The organism is Hydrogenophaga intermedia, from assembly GCF_000723405.1.
Taxonomy (GTDB): Bacteria; Pseudomonadota; Gammaproteobacteria; order Burkholderiales; family Burkholderiaceae_C; genus Hydrogenophaga; species Hydrogenophaga intermedia.
Genome location: NZ_CCAE010000004.1, coordinates 59,680 through 85,165, shown reverse-complemented (window position 1 = coordinate 85,165; position 25,486 = coordinate 59,680). Strand labels below are relative to the sequence as shown.

At 67.5% G+C, this 25,486-nt stretch carries 22 protein-coding genes and 3 tRNA genes; 6 read left to right on the top strand and 19 right to left on the bottom strand.

The features are described from left to right. Positions 1-2 precede the first annotated feature (2 nt). From BN948_RS04395 to rnr, 3 genes are read right to left on the bottom strand one after another with little or no spacing between them, the layout of a single operon-like run. Positions 3-533 (bottom strand): YggT family protein, encoded by a 531-nt coding sequence (locus BN948_RS04395; RefSeq protein WP_009517547.1) that lies wholly within the window; start codon positions 531-533, stop codon positions 3-5. 10 nt (positions 534-543) lie between these two features. Further along, positions 544-1,425, bottom strand: coding sequence for a gamma-glutamyl-gamma-aminobutyrate hydrolase family protein (locus BN948_RS04390; protein WP_236953938.1), 882 nt, complete (start codon positions 1,423-1,425; stop codon positions 544-546). A 32-nt stretch (positions 1,426-1,457) separates the two neighbouring features. After that, a complete protein-coding gene (gene rnr / locus BN948_RS04385; protein ID WP_009517545.1) occupies positions 1,458-3,704 on the bottom strand; it encodes a ribonuclease R in 2,247 nt (748 codons plus the stop codon). A 33-nt stretch (positions 3,705-3,737) separates the two neighbouring features. On the opposite strand from rnr, the gene BN948_RS04380 reads away from it, so the two are divergent. After that, positions 3,738-3,822 (top strand) — tRNA-Leu (locus BN948_RS04380). 93 nt (positions 3,823-3,915) lie between these two features. Here BN948_RS04380 and rimO read toward each other — a convergent pair. The 5 genes from rimO to BN948_RS04355 all read right to left on the bottom strand — a co-directional run bounded on the left by rimO (position 3,916) and on the right by BN948_RS04355 (position 9,352). After that, complete coding sequence (rimO, locus tag BN948_RS04375) at positions 3,916-5,310, bottom strand: 30S ribosomal protein S12 methylthiotransferase RimO (RefSeq protein WP_035620592.1); 1,395 nt, start codon at positions 5,308-5,310, stop codon at positions 3,916-3,918. 71 nt (positions 5,311-5,381) lie between these two features. Further along, on the bottom strand, positions 5,382-5,921 hold the full coding sequence (gene phaR, locus BN948_RS04370) for a polyhydroxyalkanoate synthesis repressor PhaR (RefSeq protein ID WP_009517543.1): 540 nt from the start codon (positions 5,919-5,921) through the stop codon (positions 5,382-5,384). 108 nt (positions 5,922-6,029) lie between these two features. Continuing rightward, positions 6,030-6,106 (bottom strand) — tRNA-Val (locus tag BN948_RS04365). Between the two features lie 43 nt (positions 6,107-6,149). After that, positions 6,150-8,435 (bottom strand): RelA/SpoT family protein, encoded by a 2,286-nt coding sequence (locus BN948_RS04360; protein ID WP_009517542.1) that lies wholly within the window; start codon positions 8,433-8,435, stop codon positions 6,150-6,152. Beyond that, a complete protein-coding gene (locus tag BN948_RS04355) occupies positions 8,432-9,352 on the bottom strand; it encodes an alpha/beta fold hydrolase (protein ID WP_009517541.1) in 921 nt (306 codons plus the stop codon). Before BN948_RS04355 ends, BN948_RS04360 begins: the two co-directional genes overlap by 4 nt. 80 nt (positions 9,353-9,432) lie before the next feature. Between BN948_RS04355 and BN948_RS04350 the strand changes: the two genes are divergently transcribed. Then, positions 9,433-10,203: a 3-hydroxybutyrate dehydrogenase gene (locus tag BN948_RS04350; RefSeq protein WP_035620655.1), complete on the top strand. Its 771-nt coding sequence runs from the start codon at positions 9,433-9,435 to the stop codon at positions 10,201-10,203. 5 nt (positions 10,204-10,208) lie between these two features. Here the strand turns inward: BN948_RS04350 and BN948_RS04345 are convergent, their stop codons facing one another. Beyond that, positions 10,209-10,952 (bottom strand): SIMPL domain-containing protein, encoded by a 744-nt coding sequence (locus BN948_RS04345; protein ID WP_009517539.1) that lies wholly within the window; start codon positions 10,950-10,952, stop codon positions 10,209-10,211. Positions 10,953-10,982: 30 nt separating this feature from the next. Then, on the bottom strand, positions 10,983-11,285 hold the full coding sequence (locus tag BN948_RS04340; RefSeq protein ID WP_009517538.1) for a hypothetical protein: 303 nt from the start codon (positions 11,283-11,285) through the stop codon (positions 10,983-10,985). A 170-nt stretch (positions 11,286-11,455) separates the two neighbouring features. On the opposite strand from BN948_RS04340, the gene ompR reads away from it, so the two are divergent. Further along, positions 11,456-12,187, top strand: a complete 732-nt coding sequence (gene ompR / locus BN948_RS04335) for an osmolarity response regulator transcription factor OmpR (protein WP_009517537.1) — start codon at positions 11,456-11,458, stop codon at positions 12,185-12,187. After that, entirely contained in the window at positions 12,187-13,587 is a 1,401-nt protein-coding gene (locus BN948_RS04330) for a sensor histidine kinase (protein WP_009517536.1), read from the top strand. Before ompR ends, BN948_RS04330 begins: the two co-directional genes overlap by 1 nt. Position 13,588: 1 nt before the next feature. Here the strand turns inward: BN948_RS04330 and ispF are convergent, their stop codons facing one another. Together ispF and ispD are read right to left on the bottom strand one after the other, a co-directional pair. Continuing rightward, complete coding sequence (gene ispF, locus BN948_RS04325; RefSeq protein ID WP_009517535.1) at positions 13,589-14,086, bottom strand: 2-C-methyl-D-erythritol 2,4-cyclodiphosphate synthase; 498 nt, start codon at positions 14,084-14,086, stop codon at positions 13,589-13,591. After that, positions 14,083-14,808 carry a 2-C-methyl-D-erythritol 4-phosphate cytidylyltransferase gene (gene ispD / locus BN948_RS04320; RefSeq protein WP_009517534.1) on the bottom strand — a complete coding sequence of 242 codons (726 nt, stop codon included), beginning with the start codon at positions 14,806-14,808 and terminating at the stop codon, positions 14,083-14,085. The genes ispF and ispD overlap by 4 nt, the downstream gene beginning before the upstream one ends. 76 nt (positions 14,809-14,884) lie before the next feature. On the opposite strand from ispD, the gene mfd reads away from it, so the two are divergent. Both mfd and serB read left to right on the top strand, forming a co-directional pair. Then, positions 14,885-18,373 (top strand): transcription-repair coupling factor, encoded by a 3,489-nt coding sequence (mfd, locus tag BN948_RS04315; protein WP_009517533.1) that lies wholly within the window; start codon positions 14,885-14,887, stop codon positions 18,371-18,373. After that, on the top strand, positions 18,370-19,095 hold the full coding sequence (serB, locus tag BN948_RS04310; RefSeq protein WP_009517532.1) for a phosphoserine phosphatase SerB: 726 nt from the start codon (positions 18,370-18,372) through the stop codon (positions 19,093-19,095). The genes mfd and serB overlap by 4 nt, the downstream gene beginning before the upstream one ends. Here serB and BN948_RS04305 read toward each other — a convergent pair. The 7 genes from BN948_RS04305 to rplT form a co-directional block, all read right to left on the bottom strand. Continuing rightward, a complete protein-coding gene (locus BN948_RS04305) occupies positions 19,088-20,320 on the bottom strand; it encodes a CaiB/BaiF CoA transferase family protein (RefSeq protein WP_138819900.1) in 1,233 nt (410 codons plus the stop codon). The two genes, serB and BN948_RS04305, sit on opposite strands and share 8 nt — an antisense overlap. Before the next feature lie 160 nt (positions 20,321-20,480). After that, positions 20,481-20,557, bottom strand: a tRNA-Pro gene (locus tag BN948_RS04300). 37 nt (positions 20,558-20,594) lie between these two features. After that, complete coding sequence (locus BN948_RS04295) at positions 20,595-21,047, bottom strand: MerR family transcriptional regulator (RefSeq protein ID WP_009517530.1); 453 nt, start codon at positions 21,045-21,047, stop codon at positions 20,595-20,597. 125 nt (positions 21,048-21,172) lie between these two features. Beyond that, positions 21,173-21,499 (bottom strand): integration host factor subunit alpha, encoded by a 327-nt coding sequence (locus BN948_RS04290; RefSeq protein WP_009517529.1) that lies wholly within the window; start codon positions 21,497-21,499, stop codon positions 21,173-21,175. A 29-nt stretch (positions 21,500-21,528) separates the two neighbouring features. Next, positions 21,529-23,949 carry a phenylalanine--tRNA ligase subunit beta gene (gene pheT, locus BN948_RS04285; RefSeq protein WP_009517528.1) on the bottom strand — a complete coding sequence of 807 codons (2,421 nt, stop codon included), beginning with the start codon at positions 23,947-23,949 and terminating at the stop codon, positions 21,529-21,531. Between the two features lie 9 nt (positions 23,950-23,958). Further along, a complete protein-coding gene (pheS, locus tag BN948_RS04280) occupies positions 23,959-25,011 on the bottom strand; it encodes a phenylalanine--tRNA ligase subunit alpha (RefSeq protein WP_009517527.1) in 1,053 nt (350 codons plus the stop codon). Between the two features lie 105 nt (positions 25,012-25,116). Further along, the gene (gene rplT, locus BN948_RS04275; RefSeq protein ID WP_009517526.1) at positions 25,117-25,479 is read right to left on the bottom strand and encodes a 50S ribosomal protein L20; all 363 of its coding nucleotides are present in this window, start codon (positions 25,477-25,479) and stop codon (positions 25,117-25,119) included. Between the last annotated feature and the right edge of the window lie 7 nt (positions 25,480-25,486).

Here is a 25,486-nt window from a genome sequence, read left to right as displayed (position 1 = left end):
GATCAGCCCAGCAGCATCAGCCCCACCTGCAGGGCGATGATCACCACCAGGACGGACAGGTCCACCCCGCCCACGAGCGGAACCACGCGCCGCACCGGAGCGACGATGGGCGAGCACAGCCGGTCGAGCAGGCCCATCACCGGCGAGCGCGGCTGCACCCACGACAGGATCGCGTAGACGATCAGCAGCAGCATCAGGCCCTGGAGCAGATCACGCACCAGGAAGCGCAGGCCCAGCACGGGCACCGCCGCCCACGGCACCTCACCGCCCGAGGCGATCAGCAACCACAGCCCCGCATGCACCAGGGCCAGCAGCACGGCGGCCACCAAACTGGCGCCGTCGATGCGGCCCTTGGCGATGAACGCGGGCAGCAACCGGCGCAACGGCTGCACAAGCCAGTCGGTGATGGCCATGACGAAGCGCCCCGGCTGCACCTGCATGGGCACCCGCAGGTGGTTCATCCAGGCGCGCAGCAAGGCCGCGGCCACGAGGAAGAAGAAGAACGTGTCGAGAAGGAAGAGCAGAACGCGCATGCCGGCGAGTTTAGGTCGTCAGGCGCAGGCCGGCGCGCGGCGGGCGAGGATCGAACTCTTGCCCCGCATCGAAGCGGCGCATGGCCTCGGCCCGAGAGGCCTCGAGGAAGTCGAGCATGATGGGCGAGCTGTCGATCAGCGCGTGGCGACCCTGATGAAACTCCGGGTGCCACTGCAGGCCGCGCGCATAGGCGTCACCCGTCCAGCGGATTGCCTCGACCAGGCCGTCGAGCGAGGACACCGCCTCCACCACCAGACCTTTGCCCACGTCGGCCACCGCCTGGTGGTGAATGCTGGTGACGCGCAACTGAGTGGCCTTGGGATACAAGTCGATGAGTTGCGAGCCCTGGATGAAGGTCACATCGTGCTCGAACTGGTCGTACAAATCGACGTCGATATGTTCATGCGCCGCCGGACACTGGGTGGCAATGTCCTGATACAGGGTGCCGCCGAAGGCCACATTCAGCAGTTGCGCGCCGCGGCACACGCCCAGCACCGGTTTTTTCTGCGCCAGAAAACAGCGCAGCAGCGCGAGCTCATAGCGGTCGCGCACCACGTCGCCCCGCCACTCATCGCGCAGCGGTTCCTGCCCGTAGGTTTCGGGTGCCACGTCGGCACCTCCCTGCAGCACCAGCGCGTCCAGTTCCTGCACCACGTGCTCGACCTTGAGATGGCGCGCAGCGTGCGGACTGTCGTGCGTGACAGCGGGCACCATGAAGGCCACGGCGCCGTGCGCCATGATCCAGTGCGCCAGCGAGGCTTCGATGTACTGCAGGCTCTTGTTACGAAAACCCAGTTCGGGTGGCACCTCGTGCATCAGGCGCGCCGACATTCCGATGCGCAGGGGGCGTTCCTGTTTGACGCGAGACGACGACTTGCGGGCGGCCGTCACGTGACCGCCCCGGGTGCTTATCGCCGCCACCGTCATCGCTTGCCCCGCCGTGACTTCGATTGCGTCGCGCGCGCGGCCTTGGGGGCCGCCTTCTTGCCAGCGGCGCGGCGCACCGCGGCCTTCAACTCCGGCATGGGCGCGGGCGGGCGCGACTTGCCCCCTCGCCTGTCCTGGCGCGCCGAAGCCGCACCGCCCTCCCCCCCGCTCTTGTCGCGCATGGCCTTGAGCACCACATCGTCGTCCCCGCTCACCAGACGGAAGTCGATGCGGCGGCCGTCCAGATCGACGCGGCTGACCTGCACCTGCACGCGCGAACCCAGTGCGTAGCGAATGCCCGTGCGCTCACCGCGCAACTCCTGGCGCGCTTCGTCGAAGCGGAAGTACTCGCCGCCCAGCTCGGTGATGTGCACCAGGCCTTCGACGTACATCGCGTCCAGGGTGACGAAGATGCCGAAGCTCGTGACCGCAGTGACCACGCCCGAGAACACCTCGCCCAGGTGCTCGCGCATGTATTTGCACTTGAGCCAGGCCTCCACGTCGCGGCTGGCCTCGTCCGCGCGGCGCTCGTTGGCGCTGCAGTGCAGACCCGCGGCCTGCCAGGCCAGGGTGTCGGCCGAGGGCTTGCGGGCGTTGGGTGCGGGCGGCTTGACGCGGCTGGCCAGTCGCTTGCTGAGCTTGGCGTGCGCCTCGCCCGGCGTCGGCAGCGCGGGCAACTGGTACTTCTGTTTGTGCAGAATCGCCTTGATCACGCGGTGCACCAGCAGATCGGGGTAGCGCCGGATCGGGCTGGTGAAGTGCGTGTAGGCTTCGAAGGCCAGGCCGAAGTGCCCGCTGTTGATCGGCGTGTAAATGGCCTGCTGCATGGAGCGCAGCAGCATGGTGTGGATCTGCTGCGATTCCGGCCGCTCCTGCGTCGCCTTTGCGATCTGCTGGAACTCGCCAGGCTTGGGCTCGTCGCTGAGCGACGCATTCACGCCCATGGCCTTGAGGTAGTTGCGCAGCGTCTCCAGCTTCTCGGGCGTGGGGCCTTCGTGCACCCGGAACAGGCCCGGGTGCTTGCCCTGCTCGATGAACTCGGCCGAGCATACGTTGGCCGCGAGCATGGCCTCCTCGATCAGCTTGTGCGCATCGTTGCGCGTGCGCGGCACGATGCGTTCGATGCGACCCGACTCGTCGCAGACGATTTGCGTCTCAACCGTCTCGAAGTCCACCGCGCCGCGCGCATTGCGTGCCGACAGCAGGGCGCGGTACACGTCGTGCAGGTTCAGCAGGTACGGCACCAGCGGCTTGCGGTTCATGGCCTCGGGGCCGCGCGTGTTCTGCAGGATGGCCGCCACCTCGGTGTAGGTGAAGCGCGCGTGGCTGAACATCACCGCAGGGTAGAACTGGTAGGCGTGGATCTCGCCGCGTGCGTTGATGAGCATGTCGCACACCATGCACAGGCGCTCCACCCCGGGGTTGAGCGAGCACAGGCCGTTGGACAGTTTCTCCGGCAGCATGGGGATCACCCGGCGCGGGAAGTAGACCGAGGTCGCGCGGTCGTAGGCGTCGACATCGATCGGCGAGCCGGTCTGCACGTAGTGGCTCACGTCGGCAATCGCCACCAACAGGCGCCAGCCCTTGGCCTTGCCCACCTTGGCAGGCTCGCAGTACACGGCGTCGTCGAAGTCGCGCGCGTCCTCGCCGTCGATGGTCACCAGCGGCACGTCGCGCAGGTCTACGCGGTGGCGCAGGTCGGCGGGGCGCACGTGATCAGGCAAGGCCCGCGCCTGCGCCATGGCGGTCTGCGAAAACTCGTGCGGCACGCCGTACTTGCGCACCGCGATCTCGATCTCCATGCCCGGGTCGTCGATCTCGCCGAGCACCTCCTTCACGCGCCCCACAGGCTGGCCATACAGCGCGGGCGGCTCCGTAAGTTCCACCACCACCACCTGGCCCGGCTTGGCCGAGCCCGTGGCGCCTTTGGGAATCAGCACATCCTGGCCGTAGCGCTTGTCTTCGGGCGCCACGAGCCACACGCCGCCTTCCTGCAACAGCCGCCCGATGATGGGCGCATTGGACCGCTCGATGATTTCGGTGACGCGGCCTTCGGGGCGCCCCTTGCGGTCGAGCCGCACGATGCGCGCCATCACGCGGTCCTTGTGCAGGACAGCGCGCATTTCGTTGGAAGGAAGGTAGATGTCGGGCTGTCCATCGTCCCGGACCACGAAGCCGTGTCCGTCGCGGTGTCCGGAGACGACGCCTTCGAATTCGGCGAGGAGGTTGTTTTTATCGCTCAATTTTTCTCTGCTATACTGCCGGTTTCCTGAGATGCCCAGGTGGCGGAATTGGTAGACGCACTAGTTTCAGGTACTAGCGCCGAGAGGCGTGGAGGTTCGAGTCCTCTCTTGGGCACCATCATATAAGGGCTTGCAGTCAACGGACTGCAAGCCTTTTCTCTTTGTGGGGCCCAACAAGGCCGGGGCATCCGGCCTTGTGTCACGCGGTGAATCAAACGGGCACACCCACGAGGTCGTGACCATCCGTGTCGACGATGCGGGCGCGTGTGAACTCGCCCACCTTCAGTGTCTTGCTGATCTTCTCGGGCGGCAGCAAGCGCACCACGCCATCGATCTCGGGCGCGTCCGCGTAGCTGCGGCCCACGCCACCCTTCTTGCCCAGGCCGGGCGCACTGTCCACCAGCACCTGCATGCTGGCGCCCACCAAGGCACGCAACTTCTCGGCCGATACCTGCTCGGCCACGGCCATGAAACGCGCACGGCGCTCCTCGCGCAGCGCTTCGGGCACAGGATCGGCGATGGCATTGGCGGCGGCACCGTCCACCGGTGAATACGCGAAGCAGCCGGCACGATCGATGCGCGCTTCGCGCACGAAATCAAGCAGGTGGTCGAACTCGGCCTCCGTCTCGCCCGGGAAGCCGGCGATGAAGGTGCTGCGCACCACGATCTGCGGACAGATCTCGCGCCAGCGCGCGATGCGCTCGAGGTTGCGCTCACCGCTCGCAGGCCGCTTCATGCGACGCAACACCTCGGGGTGGCTGTGCTGCAATGGCACATCCAGGTAAGGCAGCACCAGCCCCTCGGCCATCAGCGGCACGATCTCGTCCACGTGCGGATAGGGATAGACGTAGTGCAGTCGGACCCAGGCCCCGAAGGGCTTGGCCAGTTCACCCAGTTCGCGCACCAGGTCGTACATGCGCGTCTTCACGGGCCTGCCGTCCCAGAAGCCGGTGCGGTACTTCACGTCCACGCCGTAGGCCGACGTGTCCTGGCTCACCACCAGCAGCTCCCTCACCCCTGCCTCGAACAGCTTGCGCGCCTCGGTAAGCACGTCGCCAATCGGTCGGCTCACGAGGTCGCCGCGCATGGACGGGATGATGCAGAAGGTGCAGCGGTGATTGCAGCCTTCGCTGATCTTGAGGTACGCGTAGTGGCGCGGCGTGAGTTTGATGCCCTGGGGAGGCACCAGATCCACGAAGGGATCGTGCGGCTTGGGCAGGTGCTGGTGCACCGCCTCCATCACCTCGTGCGTGGCGTGCGGGCCGGTGACGGCCAGCACGCTGGGGTGCATCTGGCGCACCAGGTTGCCGCCGCCCTCGCCTTCGCGCGCGCCCAGGCAACCGGTGACGATGACCTTACCGTTCTCGGCCAGGGCGTCCCCGATGGCATCGAGGCTTTCCTTGACCGCGTCGTCGATGAAGCCGCAAGTGTTGACGATGACCAGGTCGGCGCCGGCGTAGGACTTGGACGTGGTGTAGCCCTCGGCGCTGAGCTGGGTGAGGATGAGTTCGGAATCGGTGAGCGCCTTGGGGCAGCCCAGGCTGACGAAGCCCACCTTGGGCGTCGTCGCGCCGACGGTGGTCGTGGGGGCAATGGTGTCGGACATGAGGGCCGATTGTCTCAGACCCCCGCCCATTCGCTGATGGGCCCGGCACCCGTTCAGCGCTTGAGGCCGATTCAGCGCTTGAGGCCGAGCGCGGCGAGCATCTGCTCGCTGTTCTTTTGCATCTGCTCCTGCATCTGGGTCAGGGCGTTGCGGGACTGCTCCAGGTAGGTTCCCATCATCCCTTGCATCATGGGCGACTGCAGGTTCATGAACTGCTTCCAGGCCTCGGGGTTGAGCCCGCCGCCCTGTTCGGTCATCTTCTGTTGCAGGTCCATGAAGACCTGAATGTTCTTCTCCAGGTACGACCCCATGAAGTCCTGCATGGCATGGCCATAGAAGCGGATGATGTTGGCCAGCACCTGCTCGGTGAAGATCGGCGCGCCGGCCGATTCCTCCTCGAGGATGATCTGCAGCAGAATGCTGCGCGTCAGGTCCTCGTTGGTCTTGGCGTCGCGCACCACGAAGGGCTCGTTGCCCATCACCAGCGCCTTCACCTCGGCCAGCGTGATGTACGACGAGGTGTCGGTGTCGTACAGCCGGCGGTTGGGGTACTTCTTGATCACGCGCACGCCACGCGCGCCCGCTGCTTCGGTCTTGGATTTGGTCGCCATTCCGGCATTCTAGGAAGCAGCCAGGGGGTACCGGGCATGGTTTTCCCTGTGCAGTGCACCAAATGACGAAGGGCCTGTTGCGTTGGCAACAGGCCCTTCGGGGAATACTGGTAGGCGCGAAGGGACTCGAACCCCTGACCCCCACCATGTCAAGGTGGTGCTCTAACCAGCTGAGCTACGCGCCTTCGAACGAATCGAAGCCTCGCAGTATAGCAGTTCCAACCACGCCTATTTGCGGCGCACCATGCGAACGCCGTTGACGTCACCCACCACCGACATCGCACGGGACACCTGCCGGGCGTCGGCCACCTCGATGGTGAAGGTCATCCAGGCGACGCCCCGGACGGACTGGGTCTGCACGCCGATGACGTTCATTTTCTCGCGGGCGAACACGTCGGAGATGTCGCGCAGCAGGCCCTGGCGATCCAGCGCCTCGATCGCCACATCGACCGGGTACACCGCTGGCTGGCTGCCGCGCGCGTCGTCGCGGCCCGTCCAATCCACCTCGATCACGCGGTCCGGACTCTTGCGCGCCAGGTGCGCGAAGTCGGTGCAGTCGGCGCGGTGCACGCTCACACCCTTGCCGCGCGTGACGAAACCGCGGATCTCGTCCGGCGGCGCGGGCCGGCAGCACTTGGCCAGTTGAGTCATCAGCGAACCGACGCCGACCACGAGCACATCGCCCGTGGGGCCGTCGTTGCCACGCCGGGGCTTGCGCACCCAGCTCGTCGGTTCGGGCGCGGTTTCGGGCTCGGGTGGGCGCAGATGCGTCTCGATCGAACGCAGGGAAAGCTCGTCCTTGCCGACCAGCTCGAACAATTCGTCGGCCGAGCCCAGGCCCATGTCGATGGCGAGATCCTCGAACCTGAGCGCGGTGCGGCCCTCGCGCTGCAGCAGCTTTTCCACCGCCTCGCGCCCGCGCGCAATGGTCTCGGCCAGGGCTTGGGCGTTGAACCACGCCCGAACCTTGCTCTTGGCTCGGTGGCTCACCAGATACCCGAGCTCGGGGTTGAGCCAATCGCGCGAGGGGCCACCGTCCTTGGAGACGATCTCCACCGTCTGGCCGTTCTGCAGCGGGGTGTTCAGCGGCACCATCGCCCCGTCGACCTTGGCGCCCCGGCAGTGGTGGCCCAGGTCGGTGTGCACGGTGTAGGCGAAGTCCACCGGCGTGGCGCCCTGCGGCAGTTCGACGATGGAGGCGTTGGGCGTGAGCACGTAGATGCGGTCGTCGAACAGGCCCTGCGCGGTGCCACTCAGGTCGCGCTCCCAAGCCAGCAGTTGGCGCAGCACCGCGATCTTGGCGTCGTACTCGGAATTGGCCGTGACACCGCCATAGCCCTTGGCGCCCGCTTCCTTGTAGGCCCAGTGCGCGGCCACGCCGTGCTCGGCGTGGTCGTGCATGGCCTGGGTGCGGATCTGGATCTCGAAGGCGCGGCCCTGGGCGTCGCGCACCACCGTGTGCAGCGACTGGTAGCCATTGGGCTTGGGCTTGGCGATGTAGTCGTCGAACTCGTCCGCCACGGGCGTGAAGTGTTCGTGCACGAAAGACAGGACCGCGTAGCAGTCGGCCGTTTCAAGCACGATCACGCGCAGCGCACGGATGTCGAAGACCTGCTCGAAGTCGAGGGCCTTGCCGCGCATCTTCTTGACGATGCTGTAGATGTGCTTGGGCCGGCCCTGCACCATCGCGGCGATGCCCTGCGCCAACAGGGCCCGCTGCAGGTCCTCGCGCACCTGCTCGACGTGCGCCTCGCGCTCGGTGCGTTTTTCGTCGAGCAGCCGGGCCACGTCCTTATAGGTCTGCGGCTCCAGGAAACGGAAGGCCAGGTCTTCCATCTCCCACTTGATCTGCCAGATGCCCAGGCGGTTGGCCAAGGGCGCGAACACGTGCAGCGACTCGCTGGCCAGGATCTCGCCCGGGTCGCCGCGGATGGAGGCGAAGTAGCGCAGCGTCTGCAACCGCGAGGCCAGTCGCAGCATCACCACGCGCAGGTCGCGCGAGAAGGCGAGCAGCATCTTGCGCACGTTCTCGGTCTGGCTGGCCGCGAGTTCGGACACCGGCGCCTTGGACGGGCCCGGCAGCGGCTGGCCAGCGTCCTGCGCGGCCAGTCGCTCCTCCTGCTTGCGCGCCAGCTTCTCGGCCGCCTTCAGGCGCGCTTGCCTCTGCAGTTGCACGAGCTTGGTGGTCTCCATCGCCAGCGCGGCGTGCTGTTCACCGAAAGCCTTGGCGATGACCTCTTGCGGCCGGTTCAGGTGCTGGCAGGCATAAACCAGATAGACCACGGCCTGCATGGCTTCCGAACCGCCGATGTCGGCCAGGATGCGCGCCACCGCCTCGGCGTGCGCCCAGGTGTTCTCGCCCGTGTCGAGGCATTCGCCTTCAAGCAGCGGCTCGGCGAAGGCCCGGGCGCGCGCCAGGGCGTTGGCCTGTTGCGGCAGTCCCCCGGCCGTGGCGGCCACGATCGCGGCCGTGGCCGGCGCGACGTCGTCGATCGTCGGATTCACCCGCTTCATGGCGACAGCAGGAAGTCGAGCACGGTGCGCACCTGGTCGTCGGCCACCAGGGTGGGTGCATGCCCCACGCCGGCAAAGCTCACACAGCGCGGGCGCGGACCACGCTGCTGCATGGCCTTCACCGTGTCCATGCTCAGCAGGTCGGAGTCTTCGCCGCGCAGCACCAGCGTGGGCGCGGCGATGGCGTCGTACAGGTCCCACAGCGCGGCCTCGCCGGCCCGCACGGCCGCTTGCAGCGCTTGCATTTCCACGCTTTGCGTCATGGCCTTGAAGGGCACGGCTATGGCCGGGTCGTAGTGCAGGTGGAAGCGCCCGTCGCGCTGGCGAAGCATGGGCCGCGACAGGGCGCGCCACTGCTCGGGCGTGTGCGGACCGAAGCCCTTGGAGATGCTCGCCAGGTACTCGTCGGCCGCCTCTTCGGAATCGAACACCGGGTCGAGGCCGAGGTAGGTGCCGATGCGCATCAGCGCCTCCCACTGCACCACCGGCCCCACGTCGTTGAGCACCAGGCGTGTGGGCGCCAGCGGCGGCTGCGCTGCCACGCCCATGCCGATGAGGCCACCCATGCTGGTGCCGACCCAGTCGATGCGCACGCCAGGCCGTTCGGCGCGCAGGTGCAGCAGCAGCGCGGTGAGATCGGCCACGTAGGTGGGCACCTGATAGGCCATGGGATCGGCCAGCCAGTCGCTGTGCCCGCGCCCGGCCACGTCCACCGCCACCACGCGGCAGTGCGGCTGCAGCGCGCGCGCCAGGGTGTCGAAGTCGCGTCCCTGGCGCGACAGGCCGTGCACGCAGACGACCACGTGATCGTCGCGGCCCTGGGTGCTGCGCCAGTCCCACCAGGCCATGCAGCGCGGGCCGCCTTCACGGGCCGCGGCCCCACCGACGACGATGTGCTGGAGTTGGGGTTCGGTCATGGTGCGGCTCAGGGCTGACGCCTGCCATCCATAATGCGCGGCAGACCGTCCAACCAATCGTAATGGAACTGGAGAACCCCATGCTCACCGGGAAAACCGCTCTCGTCACCGGCTCCACCAGCGGCATCGGCCTTGGCATCGCCAAGGCCCTGGCCCGCCAGGGCGCCAACGTCGTGCTCAATGGCTTCGGCGACGCCGCCGGCCCCCAGGCGGAAGTGGCCGCGCTGGGCGTGAAGGTGGGCTACCACGGCGCCGACATGAGCAAGCCCGACGAGATCGAGGCCATGATGGCCTACGCGGCCAAGACCTTCGGCCAGGTGGACATCCTGGTGAACAACGCGGGCATCCAGCACGTGGCCAAGGTGCAGGATTTCCCCGTGGAGCGCTGGGACGCGGTGATCGCGATCAACCTCTCCAGTGCTTTCCACACGTCGCGCCTGGCGCTGCCGGCCATGCTCAAGGCCAACTGGGGCCGCATCATCAACGTCGCCTCGGTGCATGGTCTGGTGGGTTCGGCCGAGAAGTCGGCCTATGTGGCGGCCAAGCACGGCATCGTGGGGCTGACCAAGGTGACGGCGCTGGAGACCGCCACCTCGGGCGTCACCTGCAACGCCATCTGCCCCGGCTGGGTGCTGACGCCGCTGGTGCAGAAGCAGGTGGACGCGAAAGCGGCCGCACTGAAGCTGTCGAACGACGAAGCGACGAAGCAGCTGCTGGGCGAGAAGGAGCCGTCGATGCAGTTCACCACGCCCGAAGAGCTGGGTGAACTGGCGGTCTTCTTCTGCTCGCCCGCGGGCAACAACGTTCGCGGCGTGGCCTGGAACATGGACGGCGGCTGGGCCGCCCAGTAAGGCCTTCAGCGCATCTGGATGGCACCCGACACCGTGACGCTCACGGTACTGGTGCCGGCCGCCACCGGAATGGCGGCGTCGCTTGCGGCGGCCTTGGCTTCCATGGCCATCATGCGGGGCATGGGCCGCTCGGGCATGTCGGCCGAACTCACCGAGACGTCTCGCAGCGTGTAGCTGGAGAAGCCGAAGCCTTTGGCGATCTCGGTGGCTCGTGCGCGGAAGCGCTCGATGGCCTGGGCCTGCACCTGGGATTCAAGCGCCAGGCGTGCCTCACGCGAGAGCGAAAAGCCCATACTGGAGACGGTGAGCGTCTGCACGCGGCCGGCCACGGCGCTCACGTTGGCGATGTCACGCCCTTCGATGATGACCTCGGCCTGACCCTGCCAGCCGCTGATGCGGCCGTTGCTGGAATAGCGCGGGTACAGGCGCAGGTTGCCAGTGCGCACCTCCAGCTGCTTGGGCTTGACCTGCGGCTGGGCGATGGCCAGCGCGGCGTCCACGGCCACCTTCAACTGGTTCTGCACCGTGGCGGCATCGCTGCCTTCGCGGGTCGTGCTCAGCACCACGGTAAGCCAGTCCTGCGGCACTTCCATGTGACCACTGGCCGAGAGGTTCACCACGTTGGCGGGCACTTCGGGCGCCTGGGCCAGCGCGGCGGGCGTCACCATCACGGCGGCCATGAGGCTGAGAGCGGAAGCGGCGCGGCGGACCGCAGCCGCCGAACGGGCGGGCAGATAAGGCATGAACATGTGTTGGTTGGTGTTGTTCGGTGCTGGCGTTCAGGGCTGGCGATGGGCTTCGAAGGGCGGCTGCCCCCTCAGTTGCTCGCGCAGGCGCTGACGCTCCTCCACGGACAGCCGGAAAGGCTTGCCGCCGTCATCCATGTCGTCGAAGGGCTGTCGCAAGGCATCGCGCAACCGCATGGGCGCGCGGGCTTCGCCAGCGTCGATCGAGATCGGCATCACGGTCGCCGTGTCGGCACCGGCAACGCCGATGACGCCCGCTTCGCGCGGGTGCTGCGGATTGGCGAGCACCAAACCCGCGGCCAGACAAGCGATGGTTGCGATCCAGACGGACTTCATGGTGAGCAGGAGTATGACCAGACCAGCGATTGTGCGAGTGAGCCTTGCGTCAAGACGATGGCATTGCGGGCAACTTCTGTAACAGCCTGTCAGAAAATCAAAAAACGAGCGTTGACAAGCACTTGCCGCTGCCAGAATCGGCTTTGTTACATTTGCCAGGAGTTGCTCGCATGCCACAAACCCACACCCGCCCCAACAAGGTTCTCGTTGTCGACGACGACGTGCGCATCCGCGATCTGCTGCGCCGCTACCTCATGCAGGAAGGGTTCGAAGTGATGCTGGCCGAAGACGGCAAAGCCCTGAACCGCGTGCTGCAGCGCGAGGCCGTGGACATCATCGTGCTCGACCTGATGATGCCCGGCGAGGACGGCCTGTCGATCTGCCGCCGCCTGCGCGCCAATGGCGACCGCACACCCATCATCATGCTCACCGCCAAGAGCGAGGACGTCGATCGCATCGTCGGCCTGGAGGTCGGTGCCGACGATTACCTCGGCAAACCCTTCAACCCACGAGAGCTGCTGGCCCGCGTGCACGCCGTGCTGCGCCGCCGCCCGCCGGCCGAGGTGCCCGGCGCACCCTCGCAAGACGCCGAGACCGTGAAGTTCGGCCCCTACGAGTTCGACCTGAGCCTGCGCACCCTGCGCAAGGACGGCAACGACCTGCCCCTGACCACCGGCGAGTTCGCCATGCTCAAGGCCCTGGTGCGCCATCCGCGCCAGCCGCTGTCGCGCGAAAAGCTGGCCCAGCTGGCGCGCGGGCGCGAGTTCGAGCCCTTCGACCGCAGCCTGGACGTGCAGGTCTCTCGCCTGCGCAAGCTCATCGAGGACGACGCCTCGTCGCCGCGCTACCTGCAGACCGTGTGGGGCGTGGGCTATGTGTTCGTGCCGGACGGCAGTTCCTGATGGACAGCGAGTCACGCGTACCGTTCGAGACCGAACCCGCCGCGCTGGAAACCGCCCCGGCTCCGCTGGAGATGCGGCCCACGCGCGGCGTGAGCCTTTTCTGGCGCACCTTCTTCTTCCTCACGCTGCTGCTCACCGGCTGCATCATCGCGTGGCTGCAGACCTTCCGCGCGCTCGAGTACGAGCCGCGCGCCCTGCAGAGCGCGCAGCAACTGGCCTCGCTGGTCAACCTGAGCCGCGCGGCGCTGATCCACTCGGACTCCATCGCGCGTGTGTCGCTCATCAAGACCCTGGCCGCCGAAGAAGGCCTGCGCATCGCCCCGCGTGAGCCCAACGACACCTTCCAGCACTACGACACCGACCTGCTCAGCCGCAACGTGGCCGGGCAGTTGCAGGCCCGCCTGGGCCCCGACACCGTGGTGGCGCGCGAGGTGAATGGCCAGGCGGGGCTGTGGATCGGTTTTTCGATCGACGGCGACCCGTACTGGCTGCTCACCGATCCCTCGCGCATCGGCCCCGTGGCGGGCACCACCTGGCTGATCTGGCTGGGCACGGCCGCCCTGCTCTCGCTGGCGGGCGCAGCGCTCATCGCGCGGCTGATCAACCGGCCGCTGAAGAAACTGTCCTTCGCGGCCAGCCGCGTGCGCGAGGGCGACTTCAACGCCAGCCAGCTCAACGAGACGGTGGCCACCAGCGAGATCCGCGAGGTCAACATCGGCTTCAACCGCATGGCGCAGCGCCTGTCCAAGATCGAGCAGGACCGCGCGCTCATGCTCGCCGGCATCTCGCACGACCTGCGCACCCCGCTGGCGCGCCTGCGGCTGGAAACCGAGATGAGCGTGGCCGATCCGATGGCGCGCGAGCACATGTCGGCCGATATCGAGCAGGTCACGGCGATCATCGACAAGTTCCTCGACTACGCGCGGCCCGACCACATGAAGCCGGAGGATGTCAGCCTCAACGACGTGGTCGAGACGGCATTGTTCGCGCTGGGCGACGACCCGAAGACCCTCATCAAGACCCGCCTCGAACCTGAGCTGCGGGTGCTGGGCGATCCGGTGGAACTGCAACGCGTGTTCAACAACCTGCTGGAAAACGCGTCGCGCTATGGCCGCGACCCTGACACCGGCGTGGTGCGGATCGACATCGCGGCGAAGGCCAAGGACGACGCGGTGCTGATCAAGCTGCGCGACCACGGCCGGGGCGTGCGGCCCGAGATGCTGGAGCAGTTGACGCAGCCCTTCTTCCGTGGCGACGCGGCGCGTTCCGACGCCACCGGCACCGGCCTGGGCCTGGCCATCGTGGAACGCGCGATCACGCGCATGGGCGGGCGCTTCGCGCTGGCCAACAGCAGCACAGGCGGCCTGGCGGCGCACATGAAACTGCGCCGCGCGCCCTGACTCAGGCCCGTCGCGTCAGCAAGGCCACGGCGCGGGCCTCGATGGCCTCGCCCTGCCCCACCGGGCCCATCTTCTCGGCCGTCTTGGCCTTCACGTTCACCTGCGCAGGCAAGAGCCCGAGCAGCGCGGCGATGCGTTCGACCATGGCCGGGATGTGCGGCGCGAGCTTGGGCGCCTGCGCCACCACGGTACTGTCGACGTTGCCGATCTCATAGCCCTCGGCGCGCACGCGGCGTGCCGCCTCGGCCAGCAACGCGCCCGAGTCCGCGCCCTTGAAGCGCTCGTCGGTATCGGGGAAATGGCGGCCTATGTCGCCCAGCGCGGCGGCACCAAGCAGCGCGTCGGTGATGGCGTGCAGCAGCGCGTCGGCGTCGGAATGGCCCAGCAGGCCGTGCGTGTGCGGCACGGTGATGCCGCCCAGCACGAGCGGGCGTCCGGTGACGAGACGGTGGACGTCCCAGCCCTCGCCGATGCGGATGGTGTTGACAGGCTGGCTCATGCGCGGCTCCTCAGAATGGCTTCCGCCAACGCGAAGTCGTGCGGGTACGTGACCTTGATGTTGCTCGCGCGCCCTTCCACCAGGCGCGGGCGCTGGCCGGTGCGCTCGATGGCGCTGGCCTCGTCGGTGATGCCCTCGAAACCCGTGGCGCGCGTGGCCTGGAGTGCGCCCAGCAGCTCGCCCAGGCGGAACATCTGCGGCGTCTGGGCCAGCCACTTGTGGCGGCGTTCGATGGTGCCGGCGACGCGGCCCCCCGCCTCGTCCTTCAGCGTGTCGGGCAGCGGCAGCGCCAGCAGGCCGCCGACAGGGTCGCCGGCGCAGGCGTCGATCAGCGCCGACACCTCCTCGGGCGTGACCAGGCAGCGCGCGGCGTCGTGCACCAGCACCCAGTCACTGTCGGGCACGCCACGCTCGCGCAGGGCCAGTAGGCCGTTGAAGACGCTCTCGGCCCGCGTGGCGCCGCCTTGGCGCACTGCCTCCACGCCGTCCACGTCACCAGGCCAGTGCGCGTCCTCGGGCGCCAGCACCACCAGGATGCGATCGAGCCGAGCGACGCCGCGCAGCGCGGCCAGCGTGTGGTGCACCAGCGGCCGGCCGGCCAGCGGCTGGTACTGCTTGGGCAGTGGGGTGCCGGCGCGCGAGCCGGTGCCTGCGCAGGGCAGCAGCGCATGACAGCGGGAGGACACGGGGGTGGGGTCGGAAGGGGGCAAGGCGTTGCTCATGGGCGGCGCCATTCTAGAATTCGCCCACACCCCCGGGCTCGACGCAACCGGGGGTATTCGTATTGGTACCGACCGAATGTCCCTCACCCTCCCCGCGCTGAGCCCCGGCAAGCGCCACACCCAGCCCCACCCGGGCGGCTCGGCCGACGCGCTGTGGCTTGCCCGCCTGGCCGAACGCGAACAAGGCGCCGGCCGCCTCACCGCCATCGTCACCGCCGACGCGAACGACGCGCAGCGCCTGATCGACGAGCTTGCCTTCTTCGCGCCCGATCTGCGCATCACGCTGTTTCCCGACTGGGAAACCCTGCCCTACGACACCTTCTCGCCGCACCAGGACCTCATCAGCGAGCGCCTGGCCACGCTGTGGCGCATCTCGCAGCGCCAGCACGACGGCGGCGCCGACGTGGTGCTGATCCCCGCCACCACCGCGCTGTACCGACTCGCGCCGCCGTCCTTCCTGGCCGGCTACACCTTCCACTTCAAGGTCAAGCAGTCGCTGGACGAGGCACGGCTCAAGGGCCAGCTCACGCTCGCGGGCTACCAGCACGTCACACAGGTGGTGAGCCCGGGTGAGTACGCCGTGCGCGGCGGCCTCATCGACCTGTTCCCCATGGGCAGCCCCGTGCCCTACCGCGTGGACCTGTTCGACGACGAGATCGACAGCATCCGCACCTTCGACCCCGACAGCCAGCGCAGCCTGTACCCCGTGAACGAGGTGCGCCTGCTGCCCGGCCGCGAGTTCCCCATGGACGACGCGGCACGCGCGCGCTTTCGCAGCCGCTGGCGCGAACTGCTCGAAGGCGACCCGACCAAGAGCCGCCTGTACAAGGACATGGGCAACGGCGTGGCCACCGCCGGCATCGAGTACTACCTGCCGCTGTTCTTCGAGGAGACGGCCACGGTGTTCGACTACCTCGGCGAGCAGGCCACGGTGGTTCTGCACGGCGAGCTGGAGCCCGCCTTCCAGCGCTTCTGGCAAGACACGCGCGAGCGCCACCGCCTGCTGCAGGGCGACCCGGACCGCCCCATCCTGCCGCCCGACGCCCTCTTCCTCAACGCCGAGCAGTTCTTCACCCAGGCCAAGGCACACGCCCAGGTGGTGATGCGCCCCGGCACCAGCGATGTGGGCGACAGCGCCTTCGCCCAGGCCCTGCCCGACCTGGCCGTGGTGCGCGGCGCCGACGAGCCGCTGGCCAAACTGCAGGCCCACCTGCGCGCCAGCCCGCAGCGCGCGCTGGTGCTCGCCGAAAGCGACGGCCGCCGCGAAAGCCTGCTCGACTTCCTGCGCGCCAGTGGCCTGAACCCGCCCGCCTTCGACAGCCTGGCCGAATTCCAGGCCAGCGAGGAGAAGACCGGCATCGCCACCGCCGCGCTGGCCACCGGCTTCGCCTGGGTCGAGGCCGGCATCGACTTCATCACCGAGACCGAACTCTTCGCCGCCGGCCCCACCACGCGCCGGCGCAAGAAGCAGGAACAGGTGAGCGACGTCGACGCGCTGATCAAGGACCTGTCCGAGCTCAACGTGGGCGACCCCGTGGTGCACGCCGCGCACGGCATCGGCCGCTACCGCGGGCTCATCAACCTCGACATGGGCGAGAAGAACCCCGACGGCACGCCCGCGCTGCAGGAGTTCCTGCACCTGGAGTACGCCGACAAGGCCGTGCTCTACGTGCCCGTGAGCCAGCTCGGCCTGATCGGGCGCTACACCGGCGTAAGCGCCGACGAAGCCCCGCTGCACAAACTGGGCAGCGGCCAGTGGGAGAAGGCCAAGCGCAAGGCCGCCGAGCAGGTGCGCGACGCCGCCGCCGAGCTGCTCAACATCTACGCGCGCCGCGCCGCGCGCCAGGGCCACGCCTTTCGCTACTCGCCGCAGGACTACGAGGCCTTCGCCAACGACTTCGGCTTCGAGGAGACCGCAGACCAACGCGCCGCCATTCATGCCGTGGTGCAGGACATGATCAGCCCGCAGCCCATGGACCGCCTGGTTTGCGGCGACGTGGGCTTCGGCAAGACCGAGGTCGCGCTGCGCGCGGCCTTCGTGGCCGTCACGGGCGGCAAGCAGGTGGCCTTCCTCGCGCCCACCACGCTGCTGGCCGAACAGCACTACCAGACCCTGGTGGACCGCTTCGGCAAATGGCCGGTGAAGATCGCCGAGATGAGCCGCTTCCGCTCGCAAAAAGAGATCACGGCGGCCATGAAGGGCATCGCCGATGGCTCGGTGGACATCGTCGTGGGCACGCACAAGCTGCTGAGCGAGAAGGCGCAGTTCAAGAACCTGGGCCTGCTCATCATCGACGAGGAGCACCGCTTCGGCGTGCGCCACAAGGAGGCCATGAAGCAACTGCGCGCCGAGGTGGACGTGCTCACGCTCACCGCCACGCCGATCCCGCGCACCCTGGGCATGGCGCTCGAAGGCCTGCGCGATCTGAGCGTGATCGCCACCGCGCCGCAGCGCCGCCTGGCCATCAAGACCTTCGTGCGCAACGAAGGCAACGGCGTCATCCGCGAGGCCGTGCTGCGCGAGTTGAAGCGCGGCGGGCAGGTGTACTTCCTGCACAACGAGGTCGAGACCATCGAGAACCGCAAACAAAAGCTCGAGGAGATCCTGCCGGAGGCGCGCATCGCGGTCGCGCACGGCCAGATGCCCGAGCGTGAACTCGAGCGCGTGATGCGCGACTTCGTGGCCCAGCGCTACAACCTGCTGCTGTGCTCGACCATCATCGAGACCGGCATCGACGTGCCCACGGCCAACACCATCGTCATGAGCCGCGCCGACAAATTCGGCCTGGCGCAGCTGCACCAGTTGCGCGGCCGCGTGGGCCGCAGCCACCACCAGGCCTACGCCTACCTGCTGGTGCCCGAGATCGAGGGCCTCACCAAGCAGGCCGCGCAGCGCCTGGACGCGATCCAGCAGATGGAGGAACTGGGCAGCGGCTTCTACCTGGCCATGCACGATCTGGAGATCCGCGGCGCCGGCGAAGTGCTGGGCGAGAACCAGAGCGGCAACATGCTGGAGGTGGGCTTCCAGCTCTACAACGAGATGCTGTCCGAGGCCGTGAAGGCGCTCAAGGCTGGCCGCGAGCCCGACCTGCTGGCGCCGCTGTCGGTCACCACCGACATCAACCTGCACGCCCCCGCCCTGTTGCCCAACGACTACTGCGGCGACGTGCACCTGCGTCTGAGCTTCTACAAGAAGCTGGCCACTGCCCGCAACACCGATCAGGTGGACGCCCTGCTCGAGGAAATCGTCGACCGCTTCGGCAAACCACCGCCGCAGGCGCAGACGCTCATCGACGTGCACCGCCTGCGCGTGCTCAGCGCGCCCTACGGCGTGGCCAAGGTCGATGCCGCGCCCGGCGTCACCAACATCACCTTCAAGCCCAACCCGCCGATCGAACCGATGCGCATCATCGAGCTCATCCAGAAACACAAGCACATCAAGCTCGCGGGCAACGAGAAGCTGCGCATCGAGCGCGCCCTGCCCGAGGTGAAAGACCGCGTGCAACTCGTGCGCGACGTGCTGCGCGCCCTGGGCCAACCCAACAAGACCACCGAAACCGCATGACCACCGCCCAGACCCTCGCCCCCGGCCTCACCGTGCGCGGCTTCACGCCGCCGCTCAAGCTGAGCGACTTCAAGCTCATCGCCTTCGACATGGACTCCACGCTCATCAGCATCGAGTGCGTGGACGAGATCGCCGACGTCGTCGGCAAGAAGACCGAAGTGGCCGCCATCACCGAAGCCGCGATGCGCGGCGAAATCACCGACTACAAGGACAGCCTGCGCCGCCGCGTGGCCCTGCTCAAGGGCGTAACCGTGGCCGACATGGAACAGGTGCTGGTCGAGCGCCTGCGCATCAACCCCGGTGCCGCCGAACTCATTCGTGCCTGCAAGGCCGCCGGGCTCAAGGTGCTGCTGGTGTCGGGTGGCTTCACCTACTTCGCTTACCGCGTGCGCGACACGCTGGACATTGATTTCGTGCGCGCCAACGTGCTGGAGATCGCCAGCGGCGCCAACTGCGGCGAGCTCACCGGCCGCATGGTCGATCAGGCCTGGGGCGACATCTGCGACGGCGCGGAGAAGCGGCGCACCCTGCTGGAAGTGGCCTCGCTGCTGGGCATCGAGCCCGCGGAATGCATCGCCATGGGCGACGGCGCCAACGACCTGCCCATGATGCGCGTGGCGGGCCTGTCGGTGGCCTACCACGCCAAGCCAGCCGTACGCGAGCAGGCCATGGTGTCGATCGAGCAAGGCGGCCTGGACCGCCTGCTGGAGGTGCTCAGCTAGCGCGGCCGCGCACGACGCCGCGTTGCACGAGGGCCTCGATGGCGGAAGCGTCGAGGCCCAGCTCCCGAAGCACCTCGGCGGAGTCCTGCCCCAGCCTGGGGGCCTGCGTCCGTACGGCGCCCGGGGTGGCCGACAGCTTGGGCACGATGCCGGGCATGCGCACCCGGGTGCCATCGCTCAAAGCCATTTCGTCCACCATACCCCGGGCCTGGTAGTGCGGGTCTTCGGCGATGTCCTTCGCCGTGTAGATGCGCCCCGCCGGCACCTTGGCGGCATCCATCGCCGCCAGGACCTCATCGGATGACCTGAGAGACGTCCAGGCCTCGATCGCCGCATCGAGCTCCGCCGCCCGCGCGACGCGCCCGTCGTTGCGGGCCAGGCCCTCGTCGGCCGCCAGGTCCGGCCGGCCGATGGCGGCCATGAGCCGCTTGAAGATGCTGTCGCCATTGCCCGCGACCAGGATGTAGGCACCGTCCTGGCAACGGTAGGCGTTGGTGGGCGCGATGCCGGGCAGCGCGCTGCCGGCGGGCTGGCGTATCGCGCCGAAGGCGCTGAACTCCGGCAGCAGGCTCTCCATGCAGTTGAAGACCGATTCGTTCAGCGCCACGTCGATGACCTGGCCGCGCCCCGTGGCGTGGCGGCTCTGCAGCGCCAGCAGGATGCCGATGACGCCGTGAAGCGCCGCCAAGGTGTCGCCGATGCTGACGCCGACGCGCACCGGCACGCGGCCCGGCTCGCCCGTGAGGTGCCGCAGCCCCCCCATGGCCTCGGCGATGACGCCGAAGCCGGGACGGTCCTTGTACGGTCCCGTCTGGCCGTAGCCGCTGACGCGCAGCACGATCAGGCGCGGGTTGAGAACCATCAACTCGTCGGGGCCGAGGCCCCAACCCTCCATCGCGCCCGGCCGGAAGTTCTCGATGAGCACGTCGCAGCGCGCCGCAAGCTCGCGCACGATCCGCTGACCTTCGGGATCCTTCAGGTCCAGCGCCAGTGAGCGCTTGTTGCGCGACTGCACCTCCCACCAGATGGACGTGTCGCCCTTCATCATGCGCCACGTACGCAGCGGGTCGCCCCCCTCAGGTGACTCGATCTTGATCACCTCGGCGCCGAAGTCGCCGAGCGTCTTCGCCGCGAAAGGGCCCGCGATCAGTTGGCCCAGCTCCAGGACACGAATTCCCGCCAGGGGACCGCCACCGCGCTTCAGTTCGTCTGTGCTTGTCGTCATGGGAAGCATGGTAGCCGTGGCACTTCTTCGCGACCTTCCCGCTCCCTTCGACGGTGGACCGAGATCGGCTGGCTAGGCAGGCAGACAGGCAGAGTTTTCGTCGAGAGAGGATGGCAAAAGAAAAAGCCCGTCATCTCGCGATGACGGGCTTTTGCATGAATGGTCGGCGTGGCGGGATTCGAACTCGCGACCCCTTGCACCCCATGCAAGTGCGCTACCAGGCTGCGCTACACGCCGACAAGCCTCGCATTATAGCCAGCAAAAAGGCCCTCTCTCAGGCCGATAGCCGCAGCAGTTCGCGAATCTCGAGCAGCTCTCTGCGCATGTCACTCAACAAGGTGGGCTCGGTGGCGGCCGGCGGCGTGACCACGGCCGACACCACCGTCGTGTCGTCGTCGTGGATCACCGCATCGAGGTCGATCACATCGATCGGCTCTTCGTCGTCCTGGCGGCGCTTTTCGCGCTCGGCCTGGGCCAGTTCCTGCAGCTTGTTGCGCGCGCCGCTGATGGTGAAGCCCTGGTCGTAGAGCAACTCACGGATGCGGCGGATCATCAGCACCTCGTGGTGCTGGTAGTAGCGCCGGTTGCCTCGGCGCTTCATGGGGCGAAGCTGCGTGAACTCCTGCTCCCAGTAGCGCAGCACATGCGGCTTGACGCCACACAGCTCGCCCACTTCACCAATGGTGAAGTAGCGCTTCGCTGGAATGGGGGGCAGCGATTTTTCCATGTAAATCAAGGCGGTAGAAACCGAAGCTTGAATTTACTCTAAGTCGGTAAACCCCGGGGACTACCCCAGGGCTTTTCGTGCGAAATGTTGTAAGCGGCCCCTACCGAGCCGCACGACGGCGCCGCTCAGCCGCCGATGACCGCCGCCTGTACCTGCTCCTTGAGCTTGGGACTGGCGTGGAAGGTCACGACGCGCCGGGCCTGAATGGCCACCGGCTCGCCAGTGCGCGGGTTGCGGCCCGGGCGGGCCGCCTTGGTGCGGATCTGGAAGTTGCCGAAGCCCGAGATCTTCACGTCGGTGCCGTTGACCAGGCTCTCCGTGATGAGATCGAAGAAGGCGTCGATCATGTCCTTGGACTCCCGCTTGTTCAGGCCGATCTGGTCGAACAGCAACTCGGCGAGCTGCGCCTTGGTCAGGGCGGGGGTTTCCAGGCTTTCGACGGCCAGTTCCATCGGGTACTCCTTCTTTTCTGTATGGGATCTCAGGCGCGCAAGCGGGCCTTCACGCGCTCGTGCAGGGACGCGAGCGTCTGTTGCACGGCGGCTTCGATCTGTTCGTCGGCCAGTGTAGCGTCGTCGCGGTTCATGACGAGCCGCACGGCCAGGCTCTTCTCGTGCTCGGACAGGCCGGGCACCACCACGCCCTTCTTGGGGCGGTAGACATCGAACAGCACGGCGTCCTGCAGCCAGGGGTTGCCCGCGGCGCGGATGGCGGCCATCACGGCGTCGTGCGACACCGACTCGTCCACCACCAGCGCCAGGTCACGCTGCACCGGCTGGTGGCGGCTGACGGCGTGAAACTCAGGCACGGGCCAAGCCAGCACGGCATCGAGTTCCAATTCGAACAGCACGGGCGCCTGCGGCAGTTCGTAGGCCTGGCGCCAGCGCGGGTGCAGTTCACCCACGTGACCGATGCAATGGCCGTCGAGCCACACGGACGCGCAACGGCCCGGGTGCATGGCGGGGTGCTCCGCCACGCGGAACTCGGCGCGGCGCGGCGCCAGCAGGGCTTCCACGTCGCCCTTGGCGTCGAAGAAGTCGGCCGTGCGGTCGCTCTCGCCCCATTGCAAGGCGTTCAAGGGCCCACCCGCGAGGCCAGCTACGCGCATGGGCTGTTCGAACCCCGCCACGCTGGTGTCGCTGTCCTTCACCGCCGCGTCCTTGCGGAACACGCGGCCGATCTCGAACAGACGCACGCGCTCGGCGCGGCGGTCGAGGTTGAATTTGCACACCGCCACCAGGCTGCCGATCAGCGAAGAGCGCATCACGTTCATTTGGCTCGCGATGGGGTTGAGCAGCTTGATCGGGTCGACGTTACCCGCGAGCTCGCGCTCCCAGCGCTCCTCCACGAAGCTGAAGTTGATCGTTTCCTGGTAGCCCAGTTGCGCGAGCTGGCGACGCACGGCGAAGGCCCCTCGGCGCGCCTCGGGCCGGATCTTGGCGGTGATGGGCGCCAGCGGCGGCGTGGTGGGCAACTGCTCGTAGCCCACCAGGCGCACCACCTCCTCGATCAGGTCTTCCTCGATCAGCAGGTCGAATCGGTACGGCGGCGGTGTCACGGTGACCGTGCCCTGCCCCTCTTCGAGCGGCAGGCCCAGGCGGCGCAGCGAATCCACGCACTGCGCCTGCGTGATCGGCATGCCAATCACCTTGGCCGCGCGCGCCACGCGCAGCGTGACCGGTTTGGCTTGGGGCAACTGGGTGATCTGGTCGTCCATGGGGCCGGCCTGGCCGCCACAGATCTCCAGCACAAGTTGCGTGATGCGCTCGATGTGCTCGACGGTGGTGGAAGGGTCCACGCCGCGCTCGAACCGGTGGCCCGCGTCGGTGCTGAAGTTGTAGCGGCGCGAGCGCCCGGCCACCGCTTTCGGCCACCAGAAGGCGGCTTCGATGTAGATGTTGTTCGTGTCGTCGGACACGGCGGTGGCGTCGCCACCCATGATGCCCGCGAGCGACTCGACGGCTTGCTCGTCGGCGATCACGCCCACGCCAGCATCGACCGTGATGGTGTTGCCATTGAGCAGTTTGAGCGATTCGCCCTCGCGGCCCCAGCGCACCTGCAGGCCGCCGTGGATCTTGTCGAGGTCGAAGATGTGCGAAGGCCGGCCCAGCTCGAACATCACGTAGTTGGAGATGTCCACCAGAGCCGTGACACTGCGCTGGCCGCAGCGCGCCAGGCGATCGACCATCCAGGCCGGCGTCTGCGCCTGGGTATTCACGCCTCGTACCACGCGACCACTGAAGCGCCCGCACAGGTCGGGCGCTTCGATGCGAACCGGGAGCTTGTCGTTCAGCGACACCGGCACGGCAGGGAACGCAGGCGACTGCAGCGGTGCACCCGTGATGGCGGCCACCTCGCGCGCGATGCCGTACACGCTCAGGCAGTGCGCCAGGTTGGGCGTGAGCTTTAGCGTGAACAGCATGTCGTCAAGCGACAGTTGCTCGCGAATGTCACGCCCCACAACTGCATCGACGGGCAGCTCGAGCAAGCCTTCATGGCTCTCGGAGAGCTGCAGTTCGCGCGCCGAGCACAGCATGCCCTGGCTTTCCACGCCGCGCAGCTTGCCAAGCTTGATGGTGAAGGGCTTGCCGTCTTCACCGGGCGGCAGCACCGCGCCCACCTGGGCGCAGGGCACCTTGATGCCCACGCGCGCGTTCGGCGCGCCACACACGATGTTCAGCAGGGCACCCTGCCCGACATCGACCTCGCACACGCGCAAGCGGTCGGCGTTGGGGTGTTGCGTGGCGGACTTGATTTCGCCCACCACCACCTTCGAGAACGGTGGCGCGACGGGCCGGAGTTCTTCGACCTCCAGCCCGGCCATGGTGAGGGTGTCGGCGAGCTGCTGGCTCGTCAGCGGCGGATTGCAGAAGCTGCGCAGCCAGGATTCGGGGAATTGCATGGTGCCGGCTTATCGGAATTGACTCAGGAAACGGATGTCACCGTCGAAGAAGAGACGTAGGTCGTTGACGCCGTAGCGCAGCATGGTCAGGCGGTCGGGCCCCATGCCGAAGGCGAAGCCGATGTAGCGCTCGGGGTCGAGGCCCATGTTGCGCACAACGTTCGGGTGCACCTGGCCGGAGCCCGCCACCTCCAGCCAGCGCCCGGCCAGCGGGCCGCTGGGGAACTGGATGTCGATCTCGGCGCTGGGCTCGGTGAACGGAAAGAAGCTGGGTCGGAAACGAAGCACCAGGTCGTCGTTCTCGAAAAAGGTGCGGCAGAAATCGGTGAAGACGACCTTGAGGTCCTTGAAGCTCACGTTCTCGCCGATCCACAGGCCTTCGCACTGGTGGAACATCGGCGAGTGCGTGGCGTCGCTGTCCACGCGGTAGGTGCGGCCGGGCGCGATCACGCGGATCTCGGGCATGCCCTGCCCAGCGTCCAATGCCGAGCGGTGGTGCTTGACGTGCTGCACTGCGTGGCGGATCTGCATGGGGCTGGTGTGCGTGCGCAGCAGGTTCGGCGCCTTGGCCGAGCCACCTTCCACGTAGAAGGTGTCATGCATGGAACGAGCCGGGTGGTCCTCGGGTGTGTTCAGAGCCGTGAAGTTGAACCAGTCAGACTCGATCTCGGGACCCTCGGCCACCTCGAAGCCCATAGAGCCGAAGATCGCTTCGATACGCTCGAGCGTGAGGCTTACGGGGTGCAGGCCACCGGCGCCTCGTTGACGGCCCGGCAGGCTCACGTCCAGCGCCTCAGCCTTGAGCTGGGCCTCCAGCTCGGCGTCGGCCAGCGACTGGCGACGCATCGTCAGCGCCCCTTCGATGGCTTGTTTGGCCAGGTTGATCGCGGCACCTCGGGATTTCTTCTCGTCAACCGACAGGGCAGCCATGCCCTTCATCAGCTCGGTGATGCGGCCGGCCTTGCCCAGGTAGCGCGCCTTCGCGTTTTCCAGATCAGCAGGCGCGGCGGCCTGCGCGAACTCGGCGCGTGCCGCCTCGACCAGGTTGTCCAACTCGTTCATTCGATGCGTGTCCGGTGCAATGAAAAAAGGGTTGAAGCCGACGGGTCACCCCTCAAGCCTCAACCCCTTCAAACGGCAGCGGGCGCGTACGCGCCCTGCCGGGAATCAAGCGGTGGCCAGCTTGGCTTTGACCTGCTCCACGATGCTGCCAAAAGCCGCCGGGTCGTTGACGGCCAGGTCGGCGAGGACCTTGCGGTCGATCTCGATCTGGGCCTTCTTCAGACCGTTGGCGAACTGGCTGTACGTCAGGCCGCAGGCGCGTGCACCGGCGTTGATACGCGCGATCCACAACTGGCGGAACACACGTTTCTTGGTGCGGCGATCGCGGTAGGCGTACTGGCCCGCCTTCATCACCGCCTGTTTGGCGATGCGGAAGACGTTGCCGCGACGGCCGCGGAAACCTTTGGCCAGGGCCAGGACTTTTTTATGGCGGGCGCGAGCCGTGACACCACGTTTGACGCGAGGCATAGTGCTT